The sequence below is a fragment of the Kosakonia sp. 1610 genome (assembly GCF_050435845.1).
GTDB lineage: Bacteria > Pseudomonadota > Gammaproteobacteria > Enterobacterales > Enterobacteriaceae > Kosakonia > Kosakonia cowanii.
In genome coordinates, this window is the sequence record NZ_JBNDKZ010000001.1 from 313,522 (window position 1) to 331,511 (window position 17,990).

Genomic DNA, 17,990 nt, shown 5'->3' on the forward strand with positions numbered 1-17,990 from the left:
ATGTCTGAAGGCTGGAATATTGCCGTTCTCGGCGCCACTGGCGCGGTCGGAGAAGCCTTGCTCGAAACGCTGGCGGAGCGCCAGTTCCCGGTTGGCGAACTCTATGCGCTGGCAAGGAGCGAAAGCGCCGGAGAAAACCTGCGTTATGCCGGTAAAACCGTACGCGTAGAAGATGCTGCCGAATTCGACTGGACGCAGGCGCAACTGGCGTTCTTTGTCGCCGGTGCGCAAGCCACTGCCACCTATATTGAAGAAGCAACCAACGCCGGTTGTCTGGTGATCGACACCAGCGGTCTGTTTGCCCTTGAGCCGGACGTGCCTCTGGTTATGCCGGACGTCAACCCGTTCGTGCTGGCGGATTACCGCAACCGCAACGTTATCGCTATTCCGGACAGTCTCACCAGCCAGTTGCTGGCAGGCCTCAAGCCGCTGATTGACGAAGGCGGCCTGTCGCGTATTGCGGTAACCAGCCTGCTCTCTGTTTCCCGCAGCGGTAAACAGGCGGTGGATGCGCTGGCAGGGCAGAGCGCCAAATTGCTGAACGGTATTCCCATTGATGATGATGACTTCTTCGGTCGCCAGCTGGCATTCAATATGCTGCCGCTGCTGCCGGATAGTGAAGGCAGCGTGCGCGAAGAGCGCATCATTATCGATCAGATGCGTAAAATCCTGCAGGACGAGGGGCTGATGATCTCCGCTAACTGCGTGCAGTCGCCGGTCTTCTACGGTCACGCGCAGATGGTGAATTTTGAAGCGTTACGCCCGCTGGCAGCGGAAGAGGCGCGCGATGCGTTTGCCCGCTTTGAGGATATTGCGCTCTCTGAAGCGAATGCGTTTCCGACCCAGGTGGCGGATGCGTCCGGTCAGGCGCATCTCTCCGTCGGCTGCATCCGCAACGACTACGGCATGCCGGAGCAGATCCAGTTCTGGTCAGTGGCCGATAACGTCCGCTTTGGCGGCGCGCTGATGGCGGTGAAAACGGCGGAGAAACTGGTGCAGGAGTATCTGTACTGATGCAGGAAGAAACCACCGCGCCGCGCTACAAAATCGCGCTGGGAATTGAGTATGACGGCAGCCACTACTATGGCTGGCAGCGTCAGCAGGAAGTGCGCAGCGTGCAGGAAAAGCTCGAAAAGGCGCTCTCACAGGTGGCCAATGAGCCGATCTCGGTCTTCTGCGCCGGGCGCACCGATGCTGGCGTGCATGCGACAGGACAGGTTGTCCATTTTGAGACGACTGCGCTGCGCAAAGACGCCGCGTGGACGCTAGGCGTAAATGCGAATTTGCCTAAAGACATCGCGGTGCGTTGGGTCAAAGATGTGCCCGATGATTTTCATGCGCGTTTTAGCGCGACGGCTCGCCGTTACCGCTACGTCATCTACAATCATCGCTTGCGTCCGGCGGTGCTCGGTCACGGTGTCACGCACTATCATCAGCCGCTGGATGCCGAACGCATGCACCGCGCGGCACAGTGCCTGATCGGCGAAAACGACTTTACCTCGTTTCGCGCCGTGCAGTGCCAGTCGCGTACGCCCTGGCGCAACCTGATGCACATCAACGTCAGCCGCTACGGCACCTATATTGTGGTCGATATCAAAGCCAATGCCTTTGTACATCATATGGTCAGGAATATTGTCGGCAGCCTGATGGAAGTAGGCGCCCACAACCAGCCGGAGAGCTGGATAGCAGAGCTGCTGGCGGCAAAGGACAGAACGCTTGCAGCAGCAACGGCGAAAGCGGAGGGGCTCTATCTGGTGTCGGTGGATTATCCATCCCACTTTGCGCTACCCGCTGCGCCAATGGGCCCGCTGTTCCTGGCGGACTAGTCGCACATTAATAAGGCATAAGTAGATGGACTTAATACGCTTCCTGATTGACTTCATTCTTCACATTGACGTTCACCTCGCTGAGCTGGTGGCGCAGTATGGCGTCTGGGTCTATGCGATCCTGTTTATTATTCTCTTTTGCGAAACGGGTCTGGTGGTGACGCCGTTCCTGCCGGGCGACTCGCTGCTGTTTGTCGCGGGCGCGCTCGCGTCGCTTGAGACCAACGATCTCAATGTGCATATGATGGTGCTGCTGATGTTGATCGCCGCCATTGCAGGCGATGCGGTGAACTACACCATCGGGCGGCTGTTCGGTGAGCGGTTATTCAGTAACCCCAACTCAAAGATTTTCCGTCGCAGCCATCTCGATAAAACGCATCAGTTTTATGAGAAACATGGCGGGAAAACGATTATCCTTGCGCGTTTTGTGCCGATAGTGCGTACTTTTGCACCTTTCGTCGCCGGTATGGGCCATATGTCCTATCGCCACTTTGCTCTTTATAATGTCGTGGGCGCGCTGCTGTGGGTGTTACTTTTCACCTACGCCGGATACTTCTTTGGCACCATCCCGATGATTCAGGACAATCTCAAGCTGATGATTGTCGGAATTATCGTAGTGTCTATACTTCCCGGGGTCTTTGAGATTATCCGCCATCGCCGCGCTGCGTCCCGGCAGACAAAATAATCACCTGTTGGCGGTTCGACCACTTTTTTATCCCAAGTTGCGAACCGTTATGTTTTAATGTGCCCCAGTCAAGGGCTACCAGGTTCATGTAGAAAGGTTATCAATGAGCTGGATTGAAAGAATTAAAAGCAACATCACCCCCACCCGTAAGGCGAGCATCCCTGAGGGCGTGTGGACAAAATGCGATAGCTGTGGTCAGGTGCTTTACCGCGCCGAACTGGAGCGTAACCTTGAAGTCTGCCCAAAATGTGATCACCACATGCGGATGTCAGCGCGTAATCGCCTGCATAGCCTGCTGGATGAAGGATCGCTGGTTGAACTGGGCAGCGAACTTGAGCCGAAAGATGTGCTGAAGTTCCGCGACTCGAAGAAGTATAAAGACCGTCTGGCGACAGCTCAGAAAGAGACCGGCGAGAAAGACGCGCTGGTCGTGATGAAGGGCACGCTGCATGGCATGCCGGTTGTCGCAGCGGCCTTTGAGTTCGCGTTCATGGGCGGTTCAATGGGTTCCGTAGTTGGCGCGCGCTTTGTGCGTGCGGTTGAGCAGGCGCTGGAAGATAACTGCCCAATGATCTGCTTCTCCGCTTCCGGCGGTGCGCGTATGCAGGAAGCGCTGATGTCGCTGATGCAGATGGCGAAAACCTCTGCAGCGCTGGCGAAAATGCAGGAGCGCGGTCTGCCGTACATCTCCGTGCTGACCGACCCGACCATGGGCGGCGTCTCTGCCAGCTTCGCGATGCTGGGCGATCTCAACATCGCTGAGCCGAAAGCGCTGATCGGTTTTGCCGGCCCGCGCGTTATCGAGCAGACCGTGCGTGAGAAACTGCCTGCCGGTTTCCAGCGCAGTGAGTTCCTGATCGAAAAAGGCGCTATCGATATGATTATTCGCCGCCCGGAGCTGCGCTTTAAGCTGGCGCGTATTCTGGCGAAGATGATGAATCTGCCGGCACCGGATGCGGACGATACGCATATTGGCACGGTGGTGACGCCAGAGCCGGATCAGGAAGGCGAAGCCTGATAATACACGTCACGCTTTCTGCTGCAGGTGCGTTGACGCGCCTTGCTTAGCTCGCTTTTCCTCCACACCAGGAGAGCGGGATGGCTATGTGACCACGCGCCAGCAGCGAAAACGAGCATGTGTATACTCATGAGGGCAGGGCCAAAAGGCACTGCCCTTTTGCTTTTCAAACCGCACACTATCAACGGGCATCATGGACACTCTCTCTACTCCGCAAGCCACGTCGCCCCTGGCCGCATGGCTCTCTTATCTGGAACAGCTGCACAGTAAACCTATCGATTTAGGGCTCGATCGCGTAAGCCAGGTGGCGGCGCGGCTTGATGTGCTGCGTCCCGCACCTTTTGTCTTCACCGTCGCCGGAACCAACGGCAAAGGCACCACCTGCCGCACGCTGGAATCGATCCTGCTGGCGACCGGTTATCGCGTCGGTGTTTATAGCTCGCCGCATCTGGTGCGCTACACCGAACGCGTGCGCGTGCAGGGCGGGGAGCTGGCAGAAAGCGCGCATACCGCTTCCTTCGCGGAGATCGAAGCCGTGCGCGGTGATATCTCTTTAAGCTATTTTGAATTTGGCACCCTGTCAGCGCTGTGGCTGTTTAAGCAGGCAAAGCTGGACGTGGTGATCCTCGAAGTGGGCCTCGGTGGCCGTCTCGACGCCACCAATATGGTCGATGCCGATGTCGCGGTGGTCACCAGCATTGCGCTCGATCATACCGACTGGCTCGGGCCGGATCGCGAAAGCATCGGTCGTGAAAAAGCGGGCATCTTCCGCGCCGGTAAACCCGCGGTGGTTGGCGAGCCGGATATGCCGCACACCATCGCGGAGGTGGCGCAGGAGAAGGGCGCGCAGCTGTTACAGCGCGATGTGGCGTGGCACTACGAGGTTGGCGCGCAGAGCTGGCGTTTTCGCGATGCGCAGGGCGAGCTGAGCGATCTGCCGCTGCCGCAGGTGCCGCAGCCGAACGCGGCTACCGCGCTGGCCGCGCTGCGCGCCAGTAACCTGGCAGTAAGCGAGCAGGCGATCCGCGATGGCATAGAACGGGCGATTTTACCCGGTCGTTTTCAGATTGTGAGCGAATCACCACGTCTGATCCTCGATGTCGCGCATAATCCTCATGCCGCAGGCTATCTTGCCGGGCGGCTGGCGGCGCTGCCGAAAAGCGGTCGCGTGCTGGCGGTGGTTGGCATGCTGCATGATAAAGACATTAGCGGAACGCTTGCCTGTCTGGAGCCGGTGGTCGATAGCTGGTATTGTGCCCCTCTGGAGGGGCCGCGCGGCGCGACGGCGGAGCAGTTGCTGGCGCACCTGACGTCGGGGCAAGCATTCCCGGACGTGACCCAGGCCTGGCAGGCGGCAATGGCGGAAGCTGACGCCTGCGATACCGTGCTGGTGTGTGGCTCGTTCCACACCGTGGCGCATGTCATGGAAGCGATGGAAGCGGGGAGAACCGGTGGCAAGTAAGTTTCAGAACCGTTTAATGGGCACCGTTATACTGGTCGCGCTTGGGGTGATTATCCTTCCCGGGCTGCTCGACGGGCAGAAAAAGCATTATCAGGATGAGTTCGCGGCGATCCCGCTGGTGCCGAAGCCGGGCGATCGTGACGAGCCGGATATGATGCCGGCTGCAACCCAGGCGCTGCCCGCGCAGCCGCCGGAAGGCGCAGCGGAAGAGGTGCGTGCTGGTGATGCCGCCGCACCGTCCCTTGATGCCTCAAGGTTTGCGGCAAACAGCAATCCCGATCCGGAAGTGACCACCACGCCGGTGACGCCAAAGCCAAAACCCGTTGAAAAGCCGCAGCCTAAACCGCAGCAGCAGTCACAACCGCAGCCTGCGCGCGAGCAGCAGACGGCGGCGAACGCGGCACCGGCTAAAGCGCAGGAGGAGAAACCTGCTCCGACCGGCAAAGCCTATGTGGTTCAGCTGGGTGCGCTGAAAAACGCCGATAAAGTGAATGAAGTGGTGAGTAAACTGCGCGCGGCGGGCTATCGCGCTTACACATCGCCGACGACGCCGGTTCAGGGTAAAATCACCCGCATTCTGGTCGGCCCTGATGCTTCACGCGATAAACTCAAAGCGTCGCTGGGTGAGCTGAACCAGCTGTCAGGCCTCAATGGCGTGGTGATGAACTACAGCGCCAATTAACCGCGCAACCCTGCGCTATTTTGCTGGTAACGGCTCGTAAAACGGGGCAGGGAAGCCAGATAAATGTGCGGTCATTAAGGCCAATGTTCTGCTGGCGTTGAATATTTTTTCAGCGCCATTTTTATTTCCGCGCGGGAAGGAAATCCCTACGCAAACGTTTTCTTTTTCTGTTAGAATGCGCCCCGAACTGGATGACAGGGCGTAAAATCGTGGGACACATATGGTCTGGATTGATTACGCCATCATCGCGGTGATTGGTTTTTCCTGTCTGGTAAGCCTGATCCGCGGCTTTGTTCGTGAAGCGTTATCGCTGGTGACATGGGGTTGTGCTTTCTTTGTCGCCAGCCATTACTACACTTACCTGTCAGTCTGGTTCACGGGCTTTGAAGAGGAACTGGTACGTAATGGAATTGCCATCGCGGTGCTGTTTATCGCGACGTTGATTGTGGGCGCTATCGTTAACTACGTTATCGGTACGCTGGTGGAGAAAACCGGCCTGTCGGGTACAGACAGGGTGTTGGGGATCTGCTTTGGTGCGCTTCGCGGCGTGCTGATCGTCGCCGCCATTCTGTTCTTTCTGGATACCTTTACAGGCCTGTCGAAAAGCGAAGACTGGCAAAAGTCGCAGCTTATCCCGCAATTCAGCTTCATCATCAGGTGGTTCTTTGACTATCTGCAAAGCTCGTCGAGTTTCTTGCCCAGGGCTTAAGCCCTGAGATGTGGCTTAGAGTTTGGTTTAACAGGCGGTTTTCGCGCGCGGTCCCTCTTCAAGAGGTCTTTGACGATTACGCCTGGTAAACCAAGCTCTTAACGAGGAAAAGACGTATGTGCGGTATTGTCGGTATCGCCGGTTTCATGCCGGTAAACCAGTCGATTTATGACGCGTTGTCGGTGCTGCAGCACCGTGGGCAGGATGCAGCGGGCATCATCACCATTGATGCCAATAACTGTTTCCGTCTGCGTAAAGCGAATGGCATGGTGAATGATGTATTCGAAGCCCGCCATATGCAGCGTCTGCAGGGCAATATGGGGATTGGCCACGTTCGTTACCCTACCGCGGGCAGCTCCAGCGCTTCAGAAGCGCAACCCTTCTACGTTAACTCCCCGTACGGCATTACGCTTGCGCACAACGGCAACCTGACCAACGCGCACGAACTGCGTAAAAAGCTGTTCGAAGAGAAGCGTCGCCACATTAACACCACCTCAGATTCTGAAATCCTGCTCAATATTTTCGCCAGCGAGCTGGATAACTTCCGTCATTACCCGCTTGAAGCGGATAACGTTTTCGCCGCGATTGCCGCGACCAACCGCCAGATCCGCGGTGCCTACGCCTGCGTGGTGATGATTATTGGTCACGGCATGGTCGCCTTCCGCGACCCGAACGGCATTCGCCCGCTGGTGCTGGGCAAGCGCGAACTGGGCGATGGCCGCACCGAATATATGGTGGCATCGGAGAGCGTTGCGCTCGATACGCTGGGCTTTGAGTTCCTGCGCGATGTCGCACCGGGTGAAGCGGTTTATATCACCGAGAAAGGGCAGCTTTACAGCCGTCAGTGCGCGGAAAACCCGGTCAGCAACCCGTGCCTGTTCGAGTACGTCTACTTTGCGCGCCCGGACTCCTTTATCGACAAAATCTCCGTCTACAGCGCCCGCGTCAATATGGGCATGAAGCTCGGCGAGAAGATCGCCCGCGAGTGGGAAGATCTCGATATTGACGTGGTGATCCCGATTCCGGAAACCTCCTGCGATATCGCGCTGGAGATCGCCCGCATTCTGGACAAGCCTTACCGTCAGGGTTTTGTGAAAAACCGCTACGTTGGCCGCACCTTTATCATGCCGGGCCAGCAGTTGCGCCGTAAATCGGTGCGCCGCAAGCTGAACGCCAACCGCGCCGAGTTCCGCGACAAGAACGTGCTGCTGGTGGATGACTCCATCGTACGCGGCACCACCTCGGAGCAGATTATCGAGATGGCGCGCGAAGCCGGGGCGAAGAAGGTTTACCTCGCTTCCGCAGCACCGGAAATTCGCTTCCCGAACGTCTACGGCATTGATATGCCGACCGCCAATGAGCTGATTGCCCACGGTCGTGAAGTGGATGAAATCCGCCAGATCATCGGCGCCGACGGGCTGATTTTCCAGGATCTCAACGATCTGATTGATGCCGTACGCGCAGAGAACCCGGATATTCAGCAGTTCGAGTGCTCGGTGTTTAACGGTATTTACGTCACCAAAGATGTCGATCAGCAGTACCTCGACTACCTCGACTCCCTGCGTAATGACGATGCCAAAGCGGTACAGCTGCAGAACGAAGTTGAAAGCTTAGAGATGCACAACGAAGGCTAATCCCGCCGCGCCCCTCGCGTGAGGGGCGCAACTTGTTGCAACACCCTCTATAATCAGGCAAAGTTTGCGCTTATGTTAGCGGGTGGATAAGCAGATGAAACGACTGATTGTGGGCATTTCCGGCGCCAGCGGCGCAATTTATGGCGTTCGCCTGTTACAGGTGCTGCGCGATGTCGCTGAAGTAGAGACCCATCTGGTGATGAGCCAGGCCGCCCGGCAAACTCTCTCCCTTGAAACCGACTACTCCCTGCGCGATGTCCAGACGCTGGCAAACGTGGTGCATGACGCCCGCGATATCGCCGCCAACATCTCCTCAGGCTCGTTCAAGACCGCAGGTATGGTGATTCTGCCCTGTTCTATCAAAACCCTCTCCGGCATTGTTCACAGCTACACCGACGGGCTGCTGACCCGTGCCGCAGACGTGGTGCTGAAAGAGCGCCGCCCGCTGGTGCTCTGCGTGCGTGAAACGCCGCTGCATCTTGGCCACTTGCGTCTGATGACCCAGGCGGCAGAACTTGGTGCGGTGATCATGCCCCCGGTTCCGGCGTTTTACCATCGTCCGCAGAGCGTGATGGATATCGTCGATCAGACCGTCAACCGCGTTGTGGATCAGTTTGATATCGAACTGCCGGAAGATCTTTTTGCCCGCTGGCAGGGTGGCGATGCTGCAAAATAGTGCAACGTATCGCCGGATGCGCTTTTTTAGGGCAATTTTGTAAGCGCGATCATATCCTCAACATTTAATCCTCTTTTCCCCCGCTTACTGCTGCGGTTCGTTCCGCAGACCTGCTATCTTTCATCACAACGGTTAATCTGCAACGTTTTATTAACAATTCCCCCGCCGCATTATTTCGCCATCGGGAAAGTGGCATAAGACGTGCAAGGCTACTGGCTGCAACACAACACACGACACAATAAAAAAACAGCACACTTGAGGGTAATGTATGAAGAAGACGGTCCTCGCTCTTTCTTTACTGCTGGGGCTCTCCGCCAGCGCCAGCGTTTATGCAGCGCTTCCCCAGACAGTCCGTATCGGCACCGATGCCACCTATGCACCTTTCTCCTCGAAAGATGCGAAAGGGGAGTTTGTGGGCTTTGATATCGATCTTGGTAATGAGATGTGCAAACGCATGCAGGTGAAATGCACCTGGGTCGGCAGCGATTTCGATGCCCTGATCCCCTCGCTGAAAGCGAAGAAGATTGACGCCATTATCTCGTCGCTCTCTATTACCGAAAAACGCCAGCAGGAGATCGCCTTCTCCGAGAAGCTCTACGCCGCGGATTCACGCCTGATTGCCGCCAAAGGCTCACCCATCAAACCGACGCTGGAGTCGCTGAAAGGTAAGCACGTCGGCGTGCTGCAAGGCTCAACGCAGGAAGGCTACGCCAACGATAACTGGCGCAGCAAAGGCATCGACGTGGTCGCCTATCAGAATCAGGATCAGATCTACTCTGACCTGGCTGCCGGTCGCCTCGATGCGGCATTCCAGGATGAAGTGGCCGCCAGCGAAGGCTTCCTGAAACAGCCTGCGGGCAAAGAGTTTGCTTTTGCCGGCCCGTCGGTGAAAGACAAAAAGTACTTTGGCGACGGCACCGGGATTGGCCTGCGTAAAGATGATACCGAGCTGAAAGCGGCGTTCGACAAAGCCTTTACCGAGCTGCGTAAAGATGGAACCTACGACAAGCTTGCCAAAAAGTATTTCGACTTTAACGTCTACGGCGAGTAAGGCTGTACGGCCTGCGCCAGCGGGTCGTGAGGGAAAACGGTGCGCCATGCGCCTTTCGCGGCATGGTGCAGTAAACGGTGTCTGTTCCAGTGTGGTGCAGTGGCTGCATCACAATAGTGCAGGGCTGCATAGTTACGCATTCAGCTTGCAAAAAAAGTTACCCTGCCGCGTTTATCTTTTGCCTTGCCGGGGGAGATGATGGCACGATAACGCACCGTTAAGTTGTGAGAATTCCCTTAGGAAAGACAGTCTGTTGAGGATAATGATGAAAAAATTGGTGCTCTCCCTTTCTCTGGTGCTCGCTGTTTCCAGCGTCTCTACTGTATTTGCTGCAATCCCGCAAAAATTACGTATCGGTACCGATCCCACTTATGCCCCGTTTGAATCAAAAAATGCGCAGGGTGAGTTGGTCGGTTTTGATATCGATCTGGCAAAAGAGCTCTGTAAGCGCATTAATACGCAGTGTGTGTTCGTTGAGAACCCGCTGGACGCGCTGATCCCTTCATTAAAAGCGAAGAAAATCGACGCGATTATGTCCTCGCTGTCGATCACCGAAAAGCGCCAGCAGGAGATTGACTTCACCGACAAGCTCTACGCGGCGGATTCCCGTCTGGTGGTGGCAAAAGATTCTGACATTCAGCCGGAACTGGATAAGCTGAAAGGCAAGCGCATCGGCGTATTGCAGGGCACAACACAGGAGACTTACGGCAACGTGCACTGGGCGCCGAAAGGGGTCGAAATTGTCTCCTATCAGGGGCAGGACAATATCTACGCCGACCTGACCGCAGGCCGCATTGACGCCGCGTTCCAGGATGAAGTAGCCGCCAGCGAAGGTTTCCTGAAAACCCCGATGGGCAAAGCCTACAAATTCGGCGGGCCGTCGATTAAAGATGAGAAGCTGTTTGGCGTCGGCACCGGTATGGGCGTGCGCAAAGGCGACAGCGAACTGCGTGAAGCGCTGAATAAAGCCTTCGCCGAGATGCGCGCTGATGGCACCTACGACAAGCTGGCGAAAAAGTATTTCGATTTTAATGTTTACGGTGGTTAATCCCACACAACACTAACGTGCGACCCCTCCCGCAAGGGAGGGGAAGAGACACGGCAAACATCACACACGACAGGACAGGCTGCATGCTGCACGGGTTTTCTCAAGTGATATTCCAGGGCGCGCTGGTGACCCTCGAGCTGGCGCTCAGCTCGGTGGTGCTGGCGGTGCTGATTGGCCTGGCGGGCGCGGGCGCGAAGCTGTCGAAAAGCCGCGCGCTGGCGCTGATTTTTGAAGGCTATACCACCCTCATTCGCGGCGTGCCCGATCTGGTGCTGATGCTGCTTATCTTCTACGGCCTGCAAATTGCCCTTAACGCCATCACCGACGCGCTCGGCATGGCGCAACTGGATATCGATCCGATGGTGGCCGGTATCATTACCCTCGGCTTTATTTACGGCGCTTACTTTACCGAAACCTTTCGCGGCGCTTTTATGGCGGTGCCGAAAGGGCAGATTGAAGCGGCGACGGCGTTTGGCTTTACCGGCCGCCAGGTGTTCCGCCGTATTCTGTTCCCGGCGATGATGCGTTTTGCGCTGCCGGGCATCGGCAACAACTGGCAGGTCATCCTGAAAGCGACCGCGCTGGTTTCATTGCTCGGGCTGGAAGATGTGGTGAAAGCGACCCAACTCGCCGGCAAAAGCACCTGGGAGCCGTTCTACTTCGCCATTGTCTGCGGCGCGATCTATCTCATTTTTACCACGGCCTCCAACGGCGTCCTGCTGCTGCTTGAACGCCGCTACTCGGTGGGTGTGAAGAGGGCCGACCTGTGATTGAGATTATTCAGGAGTACTGGCAATCCCTGCTCTGGAGCGACGGCTACCGTATTACCGGCGTGGCGATTACGTTATGGCTGCTGATCGCTTCCGTGGTGATGGGCGGCATTCTGGCGCTGTTTCTTGCTATCGGGCGCGTCTCCAGTAACAAATTCATCTGCTTCCCGATCTGGTTATTCACCTATATCTTTCGCGGCACGCCGCTCTATGTGCAGCTACTGGTCTTCTACTCCGGCATGTATACGCTGGAGATCGTAAAAGGCACTGAACTGCTAAACGCCTTTTTCCGCAGCGGCCTCAACTGCACGGTGCTGGCGCTGACGCTCAATACCTGCGCCTATACCACCGAGATTTTCGCCGGGGCGATCCGCTCGGTGCCGCACGGTGAAATTGAAGCGGCGCGGGCGTATGGCTTCTCATCCTTTAAAATGTACCGCTGCATTATTTTGCCTTCGGCGCTGCGTATCGCGCTGCCGGCCTACAGCAACGAGGTGATCCTGATGCTGCACTCCACCGCGCTGGCCTTTACCGCAACGGTGCCGGATCTGCTGAAAATCGCCCGTGATATTAACTCCGCCACCTACCAGCCCTTTACGGCGTTTGGTATCGCGGCGGTGCTCTATCTCATTATTTCGTATGTCCTGATTAGCCTCTTCCGCCGGGCGGAAAAGCGCTTTTTACAGCATATGAAGCCCTCTTCGACGCACTGAGAGCACGATGTCTGAGAATAAATTAAACGTTACCGATCTGCATAAGCGCTACGGCGAGCATGAAGTTTTGAAAGGCGTGTCGTTGCGGGCTAACGCCGGGGATGTGATCAGCATCATCGGCTCCTCCGGCTCCGGCAAAAGCACCTTTCTACGCTGCATCAACTTCCTTGAGAAACCGAGCGAAGGCACCATTGTGGTGAGCGGGCAGAATATCAATCTGGTGCGTGACAAAGATGGCCAGCTGAAAGTCGCCGACAAGAATCAGCTGCGCCTGCTGCGCACGCGTCTGACGATGGTGTTCCAGCACTTCAATTTGTGGAGCCACATGACGGTGCTGGAGAACGTGATGGAAGCGCCGATTCAGGTGCTGGGGTTAAGCAAGCAGGAAGCGCGCGAGCGGGCGGTGAAATACCTGGCGAAAGTGGGTATCGATGCGATGCAGCAGATCAAGTATCCGGTGCATCTCTCCGGCGGCCAGCAGCAGCGCGTGTCGATTGCCCGCGCGCTGGCGATGGAGCCGGAAGTGCTGCTGTTCGATGAGCCGACCTCAGCCCTCGATCCGGAACTGGTGGGTGAAGTGTTGCGCATTATGCAGAAGCTGGCAGAAGAGGGGAAAACCATGGTGGTGGTTACCCACGAAATGGGCTTCGCCCGCGATGTCTCCAGCCACGTGATCTTCCTGCATCAGGGCAAAATTGAAGAAGAGGGCACGCCGGATGAGCTGTTCGGCAACCCGAAAAGCCTGCGCTTGCAGCAATTCCTCAAGGGATCGCTGAAGTAAGCCATGATTGCCTGATGGCGCTACGCTTATCAGGCCTACGGGGAAGTGCAGTTGCTGGCCGGGTAAGGCGAACTCTCTGCCTGATGGCGCTGCGCTTATCAGGCCTGGGGGGGAATGCTGTTGTAGGCCGGATAAGGCGAACGCCGCCATCCGGCACTGCGCCGTCGCAATATCACTTATCCGGGCGATTAACCGGCCACCAGCCTTGCGGAATACCTGAGGCGGAAATAAAACGGTAATGGGTAAATATCGCCCCACGTGCGGAGACCCGCTTCTCAAGCTGAACCGTTCGCGCGCCGGGCGGCACAAGCGCGTCGCGGGTGCAGAGTTCAATCGGGCGGTTTAACCACGCATCGTAAAAGCGCAGTCCCGCCGGGCAACGGTTGGTGCGGGTGATGGGCGGGCCCGGGTGACCAATAGTAAAGGTCACCTCACTCTCTACTATCTCGCTGGCAGTAAACTTTACCCACGCTTCCGGCACGTTCCACAGGGTTGCGAGGCTAAGCAAACACAGGGCAACAAAACAAAGCAGCTTATTGCGCAGCGTCGTAAAGGGGCCGCGCCAGGCCGCTAACAATCCCACCAGCACGGCAACGATCAGGATAATCCAGGGATCCGGCTCACCGTTTTTCAGATAGACCTTGTGGCTAAACCCGCTGGAGAAAAGCAGCCATATCACCCACAAAAAGAAGATCACAATCCCGAGAGTGGCTTTCGCTTTGGCTGATTTGAACATCCTCTTAGTGCTTTTCACGGCGATAGATCCAGTCATCGTAATATTTCCCGCGCAGCAAATAGGCCTGCTCCAGCACCTGTACGCGGGTGAAACCGCTCTTCTCCAGCACCCGCACTGAGCCGAGGTTGTCCGACAGCACCCAGGCGTTAAGGGCGTGAATATCGCGCTGGGTAAAGGCGAAATCGCACAGGGCGGCAACCACTTCTGACGCCACGCCCTGGCCTTGTGCTTCAGGCAGGATCGAGTAGCCGAGATCCGCTTCCTGCAAAAGATGTGGACTCGGGCGCAGGCCGACATCACCAATTGCATGACCCTGCTCATTGCGGATCAAAAAGGCATTTGGATCGTTAAGCCTGTCTTCAAACAGGGTGCGGATCTGGCTTTCAGAGGCGATCTCCGCCATATAGCGCATCACGCTTTTATCTTGCCGTATCTGCAAAAAGAAGGGCCAGTCAGACGCCTGAAATGGCGTCAGGGTAAAACGGGGAGTCTGCAACGTCATTACGCGTCCTTGTGAGAATCAAACGAAGAAGCTTAGCACTGCAAAGGCGCGCGCGAGCGCCACAAATATTAGGGGGTAGCGGGTTGCCAGGCATAGGCTTTGCCGTTATCGGTCATAAAGCGGTAGCGGGTAAACCAGGCGCCGCCTGCAGCGAGGCGTTTTTCGACCTGCACCGAACTGGCGTCGCGCGGCACGTTCTCTGTGTGGGTGCACAGCGTGACTACTCGCCCGAGCCACGCATCATCAATGCGCAGCCCCGCTTCGCAGTGGCTTTTGCGCCCGAGCGAAGGGCCAGGATAGGTGAGGCGAAAGGTGACGTCGCTCTGTACCGTTTCGCCGGCCGTCAGGCGAACCCAGCCTTCCGGGACATTAAGCAGCGTAACGCCAACAAAGGCCGCGACGCTGAGGAAAAGCTGCCACGGTGCTAACGCCTTAAATGCGCTCGCCTCACCGCGTACTGCCCTGCGCCAGCCACACCAGAGTCCAGTCAGCAGGGCAACCGCCAGCAGAACTGGCGTATCGGGCGCGTCATCACGCATAAAAACCGTCACCGCCAGCTTGTTGCTCTCCCACATCCAGAGTGCCCAGAGCAGCACCAGCAGACAGAGTGCGCAGAGGCGGATTTTTTGCGACCGGGTCAATGGCAAGCCTATAAGTGTCAAAACGGGTAGCTTACCACCATCATCCCAGGCCCAGGGCGACAAACTTTATGTGTTCACCACATCCGTCAGCGCCTCTTCGAGATCGTGCCAGCGAAAGGCAAACCCGGCCTCTTCAAGGCGTTTAGGCAGCGCGCGCTGGCCGCCGAGCACCAGCACCGAGGATTCCCCCATCATCAGGCGTACAGCCGTGGCGGGCGCACGCATAAACGCCGGGCGATGCAGGGCATGACCGAGCGCGTGAGCGAACTGCTCATTACGCACCGGATAAGGGGCGACCATATTAAACGGCCCGCGCAGATCGTTATCCAGCAGCCAGAGGATGGCGTTGACCATATCGTCGATATGGATCCAGGCCATATATTGCCGGCCGGTGCCAATCGGCCCGCCGAGACCGAGACGGAAGAGCGGCAATAGTTTGCCGAGAATGCCGCCTTTCGGCGTTAATACCACACCGGTGCGCAGCAGGCAGACGCGGGTGCGGTCGCTCTGCGCTTCGCAGGCGATCTGCTCCCAGCGCGCGCAGAGCTTATGGGTAAACTCGTTATGCGGCGGCTCTTCCTCTGTCACCACCACTTCGCCGAGATCGCCGTAATAGCCGCAGGCGGAACCGGAGATCAGCACCTGCGGCGGGTTATCGCTGGCTTTGATCAAATCCGCCAGTTGCTGCGTAATCTGCCAGCGGCTGTTGCACAAGCGCTGCTTCTGCTCCTCGGTCCAGCGCTTATCAGCAATTGGTTCGCCTGCCAGATTGATCACCGCATCAAAGGTGTTGAGATCCGCAAGATCGTTAAGCCCCTTCAGCAGGCTGACGCGGGCATCAAGCTTTTGCTGCGCTTTGGCCGGATTTCGTGTGACCACCGTTACGCTGTGGTGCAGCTCCAGCAGACGGGGGATCAGATGGTGGCCAATCAGGCCGGTACCGCCAGTAACGAGTATCTTCATGCTTCCCTCCGAAGCGTGATTATCCTTAAAAGGCGCAGCTTATGGCAGCTGCGCTTTCTGCAATGCACTCTCAGTGGCCGGGCGCGTGCGAATGCGCTCAAACCAGTTAAAGACCGCCGGGTAATCCTCAAGCGAAATACGCTGGCGCGCATGCGCATTAATCCATGGCCAGGCGGCGATATCCGCAATGCTGTAGTGCTGGCCCGCCAGCCACGGCACCTGCTCAAGACGTTTATTCATCACCTGATAGAGCCGCTGCGTCTCCACCTGGTAGCGCTCGATGGCATAGGGCACCGGCTGTGGCGCGAAGTGGTTAAAGTGATGATTCTGCCCGAGCATCGGCCCCAGTCCCGCCACCTGCCAGAATAGCCACTGCAACGTGACATGACGCTCTCGCAGCTCACCGCTCAGGAGTTGGCCGGACTTCTCTGCCAGATAGAGCAGGATCTCGCCCGACTCGAACAGGCTAAGCGGTGCACCGCCGTCGGCGGGTTCATGATCGACAATCGCCGGGATCTTATTATTTGGTGAGATATCTAAAAATTCCGGGCGAAACTGCTCGCCTTTACTAATATCTACGCGGATCAGACGATACGGCAGCCCGGCCTCTTCGAGAAACAGCGTTATCTTATGGCCGTTCGGTGTCGGGGCGAAATAGAGGTCTATCATCGAAACTCCTGTGAGCGGAATGGGCGTCGCCTGTTAAGTATAGGTGTTCCCGGTAATGACAACGTTTTCCGCGAGTGACAGAAGGCAGAAGAGGCTATATTTTGGTCGAAACCTATCCGCTAAACGAGGATGTTATGAGCGAACCGGCAATCACGTTGTGGTCTGACAAAGAGTACTTCTCCCCGTATGTGCTGTCGGCGTACGTTGCCCTGCATGAAAAGGCGCTGCCGTTCACGCTGAAAACCGTCGATCTGGCGAGCGGCGCGCAGCACGGCGCGGGCTGGCCCGGCTTTCGTCTGACGCAACGTGTTCCTTCCTTAGAGATTGATGGCTTTGTGCTGAGCGAGTCCTCGGCGATTGCCGAATACCTCGACGAGCGTTTTGCGCCGCCGGAGTGGGAGCGTCTCTATCCTCACGACCGCGAGAACCGCGCCCGCGCGCGGCAGGTGCAGGCCTGGCTGCGCAGCGATCTGCTGCCGATCCGTGAAGCGCGCTCAACGGATGTTGTCTTTGCCGGGGCGAAAAAAGCGCCGCTCAGCGAAGCAGGCCAGGCGAGCGCCGATAAGCTGTTTGCCATCGCGGGGGAATTGCTGGCACACGGCAAGCCGAACCTGTTTGGCGAATGGTGCATTGCCGATGTCGATCTCGCCCTGATGCTTAACCGGCTGGTGATGCACGGCGACCCGGTACCGGAGCGCTTAGCGGAGTACGCTACCTTCCAGTGGCAGCGCTCCTCGGTTCAGCGCTATGTTGCACTTTCCGCTAAGCGAGCGGGCTGATAAGCGCTTCGCGTTCCGGTATCATATGGGCGTTTTTTTCAAAGAGGTGCAGTGATGAAACTGATGTTTGCATCGGATATTCACGGGTCGTTGCCCGCGACGGAACGCATACTGGAACGGTTCGCGCAAAGCGGCGCCCGCTGGCTGGTTCTGCTTGGCGATGTACTCAATCACGGGCCGCGTAACGCGCTGCCGGAGGGGTATAATCCGGCGCAGGTGGCAGAACGGCTCAATACGCAGGCGAGCAGGATTATCGCCGTACGCGGTAATTGCGACAGCGAAGTGGATCAGATGCTGCTGCGCTTTCCCATTACCGCGCCCTGGCAGCAGGTGTTGTTACCCGCGTGCCGCCTGTTTTTGACCCACGGTCATCTCTTCGGCGCGGAGAATATTCCGCCGCTGGAGGCAGGCGATGTACTGGTGTATGGGCATACCCATATTCCGGTTGCCGAGCAGCGTGATGGGATTGTGCACTTCAACCCCGGCTCGGTCTCTATCCCGAAAGGTGGGTTTGCCGCCAGCTACGGCATGCTGGAAGAGAATATGTTACGTGTTATCGCACTTAATGATCAGCGGGTTATTGCGCAGGTTGCGATTAATCCGTAATTTACCCGTCAACCGAAACGCGCCGTAAGAGCGCCATAA

At 57.2% G+C, this 17,990-nt stretch carries 21 protein-coding genes; 16 read left to right on the plus strand and 5 right to left on the minus strand.

Features of this window, described 5'->3' with window-relative positions; genetic code table 11:
- The 14 genes from ABIC80_RS01475 to hisP all read left to right on the plus strand — a co-directional run bounded on the left by ABIC80_RS01475 (position 1) and on the right by hisP (position 13,055).
- Positions 1-1,014 carry an aspartate-semialdehyde dehydrogenase gene (locus ABIC80_RS01475; protein WP_242387990.1) on the plus strand — a complete coding sequence of 338 codons (1,014 nt, stop codon included), beginning with the start codon at positions 1-3 and terminating at the stop codon, positions 1,012-1,014.
- Positions 1,014-1,826 carry a tRNA pseudouridine(38-40) synthase TruA gene (gene truA / locus ABIC80_RS01480; RefSeq protein ID WP_023479805.1) on the plus strand — a complete coding sequence of 271 codons (813 nt, stop codon included), beginning with the start codon at positions 1,014-1,016 and terminating at the stop codon, positions 1,824-1,826. The genes ABIC80_RS01475 and truA overlap by 1 nt, the downstream gene beginning before the upstream one ends.
- Before the next feature lie 25 nt (positions 1,827-1,851).
- Entirely contained in the window at positions 1,852-2,511 is a 660-nt protein-coding gene (locus ABIC80_RS01485) for a DedA family protein (RefSeq protein WP_054803330.1), read from the plus strand.
- Positions 2,512-2,614: 103 nt separating this feature from the next.
- A complete protein-coding gene (gene accD, locus ABIC80_RS01490; RefSeq protein WP_023479916.1) occupies positions 2,615-3,529 on the plus strand; it encodes an acetyl-CoA carboxylase, carboxyltransferase subunit beta in 915 nt (304 codons plus the stop codon).
- Between the two features lie 193 nt (positions 3,530-3,722).
- A complete protein-coding gene (folC, locus tag ABIC80_RS01495) occupies positions 3,723-4,991 on the plus strand; it encodes a bifunctional tetrahydrofolate synthase/dihydrofolate synthase (protein ID WP_429175137.1) in 1,269 nt (422 codons plus the stop codon).
- Entirely contained in the window at positions 4,981-5,673 is a 693-nt protein-coding gene (gene dedD, locus ABIC80_RS01500) for a cell division protein DedD (protein WP_094421275.1), read from the plus strand. The genes folC and dedD overlap by 11 nt, the downstream gene beginning before the upstream one ends.
- Before the next feature lie 220 nt (positions 5,674-5,893).
- Positions 5,894-6,382 carry a colicin V production protein gene (cvpA, locus tag ABIC80_RS01505; RefSeq protein WP_042716765.1) on the plus strand — a complete coding sequence of 163 codons (489 nt, stop codon included), beginning with the start codon at positions 5,894-5,896 and terminating at the stop codon, positions 6,380-6,382.
- Between the two features lie 116 nt (positions 6,383-6,498).
- Positions 6,499-8,016 (plus strand): amidophosphoribosyltransferase, encoded by a 1,518-nt coding sequence (gene purF / locus ABIC80_RS01510; protein ID WP_429175139.1) that lies wholly within the window; start codon positions 6,499-6,501, stop codon positions 8,014-8,016.
- Positions 8,017-8,110: 94 nt separating this feature from the next.
- Positions 8,111-8,692 carry a UbiX family flavin prenyltransferase gene (locus ABIC80_RS01515; RefSeq protein WP_200133371.1) on the plus strand — a complete coding sequence of 194 codons (582 nt, stop codon included), beginning with the start codon at positions 8,111-8,113 and terminating at the stop codon, positions 8,690-8,692.
- Between the two features lie 268 nt (positions 8,693-8,960).
- Positions 8,961-9,743 (plus strand): lysine/arginine/ornithine ABC transporter substrate-binding protein ArgT, encoded by a 783-nt coding sequence (gene argT / locus ABIC80_RS01520; RefSeq protein WP_429175142.1) that lies wholly within the window; start codon positions 8,961-8,963, stop codon positions 9,741-9,743.
- Positions 9,744-10,008: 265 nt separating this feature from the next.
- A complete protein-coding gene (gene hisJ / locus ABIC80_RS01525) occupies positions 10,009-10,791 on the plus strand; it encodes a histidine ABC transporter substrate-binding protein HisJ (RefSeq protein ID WP_124971329.1) in 783 nt (260 codons plus the stop codon).
- Between the two features lie 83 nt (positions 10,792-10,874).
- Positions 10,875-11,561, plus strand: coding sequence for a histidine ABC transporter permease HisQ (locus tag ABIC80_RS01530; RefSeq protein WP_023479875.1), 687 nt, complete (start codon positions 10,875-10,877; stop codon positions 11,559-11,561).
- Positions 11,558-12,274: an ABC transporter permease gene (locus ABIC80_RS01535; protein ID WP_023479676.1), complete on the plus strand. Its 717-nt coding sequence runs from the start codon at positions 11,558-11,560 to the stop codon at positions 12,272-12,274. Before ABIC80_RS01530 ends, ABIC80_RS01535 begins: the two co-directional genes overlap by 4 nt.
- A gap of 7 nt (positions 12,275-12,281) precedes the next feature.
- A complete protein-coding gene (hisP, locus tag ABIC80_RS01540; RefSeq protein WP_042712051.1) occupies positions 12,282-13,055 on the plus strand; it encodes a histidine ABC transporter ATP-binding protein HisP in 774 nt (257 codons plus the stop codon).
- A 172-nt stretch (positions 13,056-13,227) separates the two neighbouring features.
- On the opposite strand, the gene ABIC80_RS01545 is transcribed toward hisP, so the two are convergent.
- The 5 genes from ABIC80_RS01545 to yfcG all read right to left on the minus strand — a co-directional run bounded on the left by ABIC80_RS01545 (position 13,228) and on the right by yfcG (position 16,566).
- Complete coding sequence (locus tag ABIC80_RS01545) at positions 13,228-13,827, minus strand: hypothetical protein (RefSeq protein WP_429175145.1); 600 nt, start codon at positions 13,825-13,827, stop codon at positions 13,228-13,230.
- Positions 13,796-14,293: a GNAT family N-acetyltransferase gene (locus ABIC80_RS01550; protein WP_429175147.1), complete on the minus strand. Its 498-nt coding sequence runs from the start codon at positions 14,291-14,293 to the stop codon at positions 13,796-13,798. The genes ABIC80_RS01545 and ABIC80_RS01550 overlap by 32 nt, the downstream gene beginning before the upstream one ends.
- 68 nt (positions 14,294-14,361) lie before the next feature.
- Positions 14,362-14,934 (minus strand): hypothetical protein, encoded by a 573-nt coding sequence (locus ABIC80_RS01555; RefSeq protein WP_429175150.1) that lies wholly within the window; start codon positions 14,932-14,934, stop codon positions 14,362-14,364.
- Between the two features lie 66 nt (positions 14,935-15,000).
- Positions 15,001-15,897, minus strand: coding sequence for a TIGR01777 family oxidoreductase (locus tag ABIC80_RS01560; RefSeq protein ID WP_042712056.1), 897 nt, complete (start codon positions 15,895-15,897; stop codon positions 15,001-15,003).
- Between the two features lie 39 nt (positions 15,898-15,936).
- The gene (yfcG, locus tag ABIC80_RS01565; RefSeq protein ID WP_023479771.1) at positions 15,937-16,566 is read right to left on the minus strand and encodes a GSH-dependent disulfide bond oxidoreductase; all 630 of its coding nucleotides are present in this window, start codon (positions 16,564-16,566) and stop codon (positions 15,937-15,939) included.
- A 134-nt stretch (positions 16,567-16,700) separates the two neighbouring features.
- Here yfcG and yfcF point away from each other — a divergent pair, with 134 nt between their 5' ends.
- Positions 16,701-17,345 carry a glutathione transferase gene (gene yfcF / locus ABIC80_RS01570; RefSeq protein ID WP_200133363.1) on the plus strand — a complete coding sequence of 215 codons (645 nt, stop codon included), beginning with the start codon at positions 16,701-16,703 and terminating at the stop codon, positions 17,343-17,345.
- A gap of 54 nt (positions 17,346-17,399) precedes the next feature.
- Positions 17,400-17,951 carry a phosphodiesterase gene (gene yfcE / locus ABIC80_RS01575; RefSeq protein WP_200579975.1) on the plus strand — a complete coding sequence of 184 codons (552 nt, stop codon included), beginning with the start codon at positions 17,400-17,402 and terminating at the stop codon, positions 17,949-17,951.
- The last annotated feature ends 39 nt before the right edge of the window (positions 17,952-17,990 follow it).